The organism is Mucilaginibacter sp. (assembly GCF_028288225.1).
GTDB lineage: Bacteria > Bacteroidota > Bacteroidia > Sphingobacteriales > Sphingobacteriaceae > Mucilaginibacter.
The window spans coordinates 1-6,418 of record NZ_JAQBOC010000002.1; the positions used below are offsets into that span (position 1 = coordinate 1).

Sequence of the window (6,418 nt, forward strand, 5' to 3'; positions counted from 1 at the left end):
GCTGGAAAGTCCGAATTTGAAAGATTTAAAGTAGGTTGAAAAGTATAGGCAACTGTACCTTCATTCTGTATGTCAATGACGTAGTAATCATAAAGTGTGTTTACGACATTATACAATTTATATGTTCGTATCAAGGCATGGCTCAGGTGTAATTTAATTGAATATTTACCATTGGATTCTAACAATTTAGGCATAAAAAAATTAATAGGGTGTCTAAAACAAATTGTTCTAACATACTACTATTGATTTATATGCTGCATAATAATTTACACTATGCAGAACCTTAAAGTTGAGGTGCCGCATCTCTCAGTTCGTCACTGTTAAATTCACCTAAACTTCTCAAATATTTAAGTGTAACAATAATTGTTGAATGGCCTAACATTTTTTGAAGCAGATATACATCCTTAGTGTTTCTATAAACCTCTATAGCGGCTGTATGCCTAAATGAATAGATTGTTTGATCTTCATATATCAGCCCCAAGATAAACATCTTTTTATAAGCTCTTGACCATGCTGTATTAAAATAGAACTCGTTAAATGGCTCTCTATTCATACTGAAAATATTATCATTCCTGCCTAATTTGGAAAGTACAGGCAAAAGCTCTTTACGAGCATAATCAGGTATATATACCACTCTAACCTTTCCACCCTTATTTCCATTGCCAGATAAATGAATTTCGGTCCAGTCTTTTTTAAAATCACCGAGAGTAAGTAACCTCACTTCCTCATGGGGACGCAACCACGAACTATAGGTAAGCAAGCAACACAAATAAAGATTGGGATAGTGTGCTTTTAAATATTCAAGTATTGGTTTTAATTGGACTTTATCATAGGGCTTATGCAACTTTGCCTTAGCTTTCCTACGTTTTGTTTCCTTCACCATCTTTAAGTCTTTGTTATCAAGTCTTCCGGCAGCGGATATGATCACCCCTAAATTTCTTCTTTTATTCATGTAGTAAGTGCCTGACGAACCAAACCGGGAAAGAAATTTCTCTATCCTGATAGTCGTAATACTATTGATTGGGCCTTCGGTCTCACCAGGAAGCATAAAATCTCTAAACTCTCGGTAAACGCTCTTAAGATCACGTTTATAAGTTCTACTTAAATCAGTGCGTAACTTAGCCCTGACGGCTTCAAACATTAATTTTTTCGCAGACGGTAATTTATCACTATGTACTTGCTTAGCCTTGTCTGAAAACCCTGACCGACTGTTAACAACAGGGTAACTTTTGGCTTCTAAGGCTTTATGCAGTTCGTATTGTAGCTTTTTAAGTAACTGTTGTTTTTCTTCTAATGATTTGGCTCGATTTGGGTTTATTTCTTGGCCAACGTTTTTACCGTGGTACTGCTTTTCAATTTCATCGTTGAAATAAAAGGTAACATAGGAACGATGTTTTAAATCATCATTAGTAACGATTGTCGGTTCTGTGTAATTACGGATTTCTAAGGACATCTTGGCGCACTTTTGGCGCACTTATTTACCCAAATCGTAAAAAACAGCTTTAAAACGATTGTTAAGTCGGTAGAGCAAAGGACTGAAAATCCTTGTGTCGCTGGTTCGATCCCAGCTGATACCACAAAAAAAGCTTCTTATTTAAAAATAGGGAGCTTTTTTGTTTTTGAGGTAAAAAATATGGGTACAGTTGGTTCAATATCTTTATGCCAAATAAACAATTGAGGTTTGTTTCAATCTGAGAAAAAGCGTTGCCGGGAATAACCTGAAAGATTATTAATAGCTTCTCAAATGACCGATCCCTAAAATTTAGTTTATCAATCTCTGAAACTCTCGTTTCGCTTTGTACGATTTCGCAGGGATTGAGTTAACAGGCTTGTTCTTTGACGCTGATGTTTTTGAAATCGGATTTACTTCTAATAAGCCACGCGGTTTATCAATAATGTTCAGATAAGCATAATCATCTGGTTAAATGCAAATACAATTGAAAAAACACGCAATTGTGAAGGTTTAAAATCAATTAAACTGAATATAAACGCATAAAAACGAATATTTACCATAAAATTTCTTGTTTTTAGCCAAATTATTGTATTGATCATTGGATAAGACGAACTTTATCAGGAATAAAAGTAAGGGGAATGATAGTCTGGGATATAGATGACAAACTATTTACCCAGGGGCTATCAAAGATAAGTTTAAACAGTTCTGGAATTTTTTATCTGTAGTATGCCAATGTGGGAACTTCGGCACAGCTATCAGGATAAACAGGATAAGATTTTAAACGTGAGAATGATATCTGATTGGTGGCATAAAAAACAGCGGAGCGCTGCACATCATGTCTCAAATTTATAAAAATGTTTAGTTCAAACCCATCAGAACCATTATCGGAGCGACGAGTAGCAATACCGGAACCGCCTTTGCTTTGATAAGTAATAAACTGTAAGGTACCTGATAAAGATCATTATGCCAGTCAGGTTCGGTAAAGAGCTGATCGATATTATTAAAATCATTGATGCTGGTGCGATTCTGATCAAAAAAGGTGTTTTTGAGATGGTTGCCTAAAAGTTTTGGCAATATAATGCACATCGGCCAAATAATACTTTCATATTGGTATTAGCCGCTTATTATATGATTATAAGGATGATAGTTCATATGTACAGCGGTAAAGCATGGCATATTATAAAAATCTTCGTTTTGTTCTTTATAAGGTCAGTTAAGTAAACCATAACAGCACCCCGCGAAGAAGGGTGCTGTTATATTCAATTTGCCACTTTAAGTTTAATTTAATACCAATTTATCGTTATCTTTATTACCCAATACGAACATGATTAATTACCATGAACTAAATGAGACCGAATTGGCGGACCTGCTCAGGGCCGGTGACGAAGTAGCGTTCAGTGTAATTTACAAAAAATATTGGGACAAGATGTTGACGGTTGCCGGCCGGCGCCTCAACGATTTAACGGAAGCGGAAGAGGCCGTTCAAGACATTTTCCTGAATTTATGGAAGCGCAGGGAGGCCTTTACTTTGCGTGTGGGTTTTGAAAATTATTTTGCCGTAGCCGTAAAGTTTGAAATCATTAACCGCCTGGCTAAAAGGGCAAGGAAGATGAACAGGGATCATGAATTTGCCCTTAACCTGGAAAGCAGCAAAGACGCACCCTTCGAGCATTTTGATTTTGATTTGTTGCAAAAACAACTGGAATATACCATTACCGGCCTGCCATCCAAATGCCAGTTGGTTTTCAGAATGAGCCGCGAAGCGGGCCTGGCGAACAAAAATATCGCCAGTGAATTGAATATTTCTGAAAAAGCCGTCGAAAAGCACATTACATACGCTTTAAAAACACTCCGTACGCGGTTTGGGCAATATTTATCGATATTGCTTTTTATAATTTAATCAAAACGGCAAGAATCCTTGCTTTTTATCCTACATTTTGTAAATTTTTAGGTGTTTTTATAAAAATTAATTTTTTTTAATAAAAAAAGGTAGGGTACACGCGGCTTTGTTTGGCTATCAATAAAAAACATAGCTAAATGACTGATCCTAATCAATCACAACGGATAAATTTCCTGGCCCATAAATGGCAGAAAGGCACGATCACTCAAAACGAAAAAGCTGAGTTTGAGCGGTGGTATACTTTATTTGATGATGTATTTGAAGTAAATACCGGAGAAACCCGAGAAGAAGCAGAAGCCCGGATATACAAAACGATTCTTTCGCGGGGTAATATCCATGTAAGCCGTAAGCGTAACCAGCCCCGGATCTTCGTGGCTGCTTCTATTGCGCTTGCTTTGGCTATAGGCGGATATTTTTTATTAAACAAGCACAGCAATCAACAATTTAGCGGGCAAGCAGATCAAAGCGTTTACCTGAGTCCGGTTGGGAAGAAAAAAATGCTAACGCTGAGTGATGGTACTGTAGTTTTGTTGAATGCCGGAAGTAAGCTAACAGTATTGCCTGGCTATAACCACCAAAAAAGAGAGGTTTTATTAGAAGGGGAAGGCTACTTTACCGTTGTACACAATCCAAAATCTCCGTTTTCTGTTCATACTTTTGAATTCGACGTTAATGATTTAGGTACCGTGTTTAATGTTAAAGCCTATCGGGGAGATAAAACGTCTGAAACCTCCTTAATAAAAGGATCTATAGAAATTGTTTTAAAAAATAAACTCAGAAACAAGATTGTATTATCTCCCAGTGAAAAACTCGTCGTCTTAAACAATCCTTCAAGCGATTTGTCTTTAAATAACGACGATAAACCCACTCTTCATTACAAAATGGCAAATATTACCGATAAGGTTTTTAAGAACTCGATCGTAGAAACCGATTGGACCAATAATAAGCTTTCCTTTTATGATCAGCAATTTGAAGATATCGTACCGGTAATTGAAAGGTGGTATAATGTAAAATTGATAGTTAATAACAAACAACTGAGCGGTTATCGGTTTACGTCAACATTTGACAAAGAAAATATTGATGAGGTGTTAACAGACTTTAAATTAACGGCAAACTTTAATTACAGAAGGGAGGGCTATGTAATTACCATTTACTAAAAATACTAAAAAATAAAGGGAATACATGATCGTATCCCCTTCTGAGTGTTAAAAATCAAAATGAAGAAGGAATCAATTGGCGTTGCCCTTACTTCATAATCTAACTTTTAATCATGTAAAATTATGCAAAAAAGCACAATTAACAGTTGTTTATCCCTAATAAACAACGTTAATAAATTACTGTTCGTTATGAAACTAACTTTCCTGCTCATATTATGCAGTTTAATGACCGTTTCTGCCTCGGTCCGTTCCCAGGATACTAGGATATCTCTTACTATGAAAGAGGCTGAGATCAGCAAAGTTATCAGGGCTATTGAAAGGAAAACGGATTACAAATTCATGTATAATAACAGCATTTTTCCCTTCAATAATAAGATCAATGTTGCTGTCAGTAACGAAACTGTGGCGAATTTGCTTGATCAGATCCTCGTTAATACCGGCTTTAATTACAAACTGCTTGACGGTGGGTTGATCGTGCTGACAGCAAACGGGGCATCGACATCAATAGCTGCACTGACCATATCAGGTTCGGTTACCGATGAAAATGGCCAGCCATTGCCTGGCGTTACCATCAGAGTAAAAGGGCAAAGAACGGGCGCGGCAGTCACTAATAGCAACGGTTTTTTTACGATACAGGTACCCGATAACAAGGCCATTCTGGAAATAACTTATATCGGCTATATCAAACAGGAAATCGTGGTTGGTAACCAAACCTCGTTCAATGTAAAACTTAAAGTTGCGTTTGATGAATTAAAAGAAGTAACCGTAAATACCGGTTACCAGAGTTTGTTAAAAGAAAGGGCGCCGGGTTCTTTCAGCCAGGTTAGTCAGGCTACTTTGTCGGATAGGCCGGTATCTAATCTTTCAACCGCATTACAGGGCATGGTTGCCGGTATGCAGGCTAAAGAGAACGCGGATGGAAGTGTGAGTTTCCTTATCCGCGGTAGTACCTCCCTATATGCAGCCACGGCCCCTCTGGTTGTTGTTGACGGATTCCCGTTATCCACCAGTGATTTCTCCACCATCAATCCAAACGATGTTGAAAACGTTACGATTTTAAAAGATGCTGCGGCGGCATCAATCTGGGGTGCACGTGCAGCCAATGGGGTTATCGTTATTACTACTAAGAAATCAAAAGTAGGTAGTGGGCTTGTTGTTAGTGCCAGTACATTCACCAGGGTATCTGCCCTTACCAACCTTGATCAATTGCTGACTACCGCCAACTCGGCCGACCAGGTAGCTTACGAAAAACTGGCCTATAAAAACGGCTGGTTCTTTGCCGGTATGCAATATGGAGGTGCCTTCCCTACTGATTTTAGAAACCCGCTAACCTTGGCACAGGAACTTATTTACGCGAATAAAAACGGGACACTCAGTACGGCTGCCATGAACTCGGGACTTGACAGCCTAAGCACGATCAACAATCATAGCCAGATTAGTAACCTGTTATTGAGAAGAGCTATATTGCAGCAATATAATGTTAATTTTTCGGAGGGAACGGGCCGGTCAAATTCCTATGCCTCTTTACTGTTTGAGAATAATAATACACGCTATCAGGGTACCGGATACAATAAATTTGGCATAAATTTCAGTAATGAATATAAACTTGCCAAGTTTTTAATATTCAATTTCGGCGCTTACCTTCAATACCGGAAAGATGAAACCAGTGGCGCTACGCTTGCCGAGCTACAGCAACTATCTCCCTATGAAACCTTGCAGAACCCTAACGGATCTTACGCGACTAATTTAAATGTAAGTGGCCCAAACAGGGCCGTAGCTGCAACTCTGCCGCTGAATAGTTTTCCGTACCCAGATTGGAGTTATAACTTGTTAAGGGAAGTGAAAGGTAGAAACCTATCTGATGATGATTATACCGTCAGGATACAAACCGGGTTTAATATCAAGCTG

The 6,418-nt window shown here is 38.1% G+C and carries 4 protein-coding genes and 1 tRNA gene; 4 read left to right on the plus strand and 1 reads right to left on the minus strand.

Annotated features, from left to right (window positions below; all coding sequences use genetic code 11):
• Positions 1 to 283: 283 nt before the first annotated feature.
• Positions 284 to 1,453, minus strand: coding sequence for a tyrosine-type recombinase/integrase (locus JWQ54_RS00160; protein WP_299578637.1), 1,170 nt, complete (start codon positions 1,451 to 1,453; stop codon positions 284 to 286).
• Positions 1,454 to 1,510: 57 nt separating this feature from the next.
• Here JWQ54_RS00160 and JWQ54_RS00165 point away from each other — a divergent pair.
• From JWQ54_RS00165 to JWQ54_RS00180, 4 genes are all read left to right on the plus strand, one after another.
• Positions 1,511 to 1,577 (plus strand) — tRNA-Phe (locus JWQ54_RS00165).
• Between the two features lie 1,200 nt (positions 1,578 to 2,777).
• The gene (locus JWQ54_RS00170) at positions 2,778 to 3,353 is read left to right on the plus strand and encodes an RNA polymerase sigma-70 factor (protein ID WP_299578639.1); all 576 of its coding nucleotides are present in this window, start codon (positions 2,778 to 2,780) and stop codon (positions 3,351 to 3,353) included.
• A 137-nt stretch (positions 3,354 to 3,490) separates the two neighbouring features.
• Positions 3,491 to 4,510: a FecR family protein gene (locus tag JWQ54_RS00175; protein ID WP_299578641.1), complete on the plus strand. Its 1,020-nt coding sequence runs from the start codon at positions 3,491 to 3,493 to the stop codon at positions 4,508 to 4,510.
• 276 nt (positions 4,511 to 4,786) lie between these two features.
• Positions 4,787 to 6,418 (plus strand): TonB-dependent receptor plug domain-containing protein (locus tag JWQ54_RS00180; protein ID WP_299578643.1); only part of this gene is annotated, 1,632 nt, incomplete at its 3' end.

Coding starts and splice junctions, on each gene's coding strand:
- JWQ54_RS00175 (WP_299578641.1), top strand. CDS start 3,491: ATGACTGATCCTAATCAATCACAACGGATAAATTTCCTGGCCCATAAA.
- JWQ54_RS00170 (WP_299578639.1), top strand. CDS start 2,778: ATGATTAATTACCATGAACTAAATGAGACCGAATTGGCGGACCTGCTC.
- JWQ54_RS00160 (WP_299578637.1), bottom strand. CDS start 1,453: ATGTCCTTAGAAATCCGTAATTACACAGAACCGACAATCGTTACTAAT.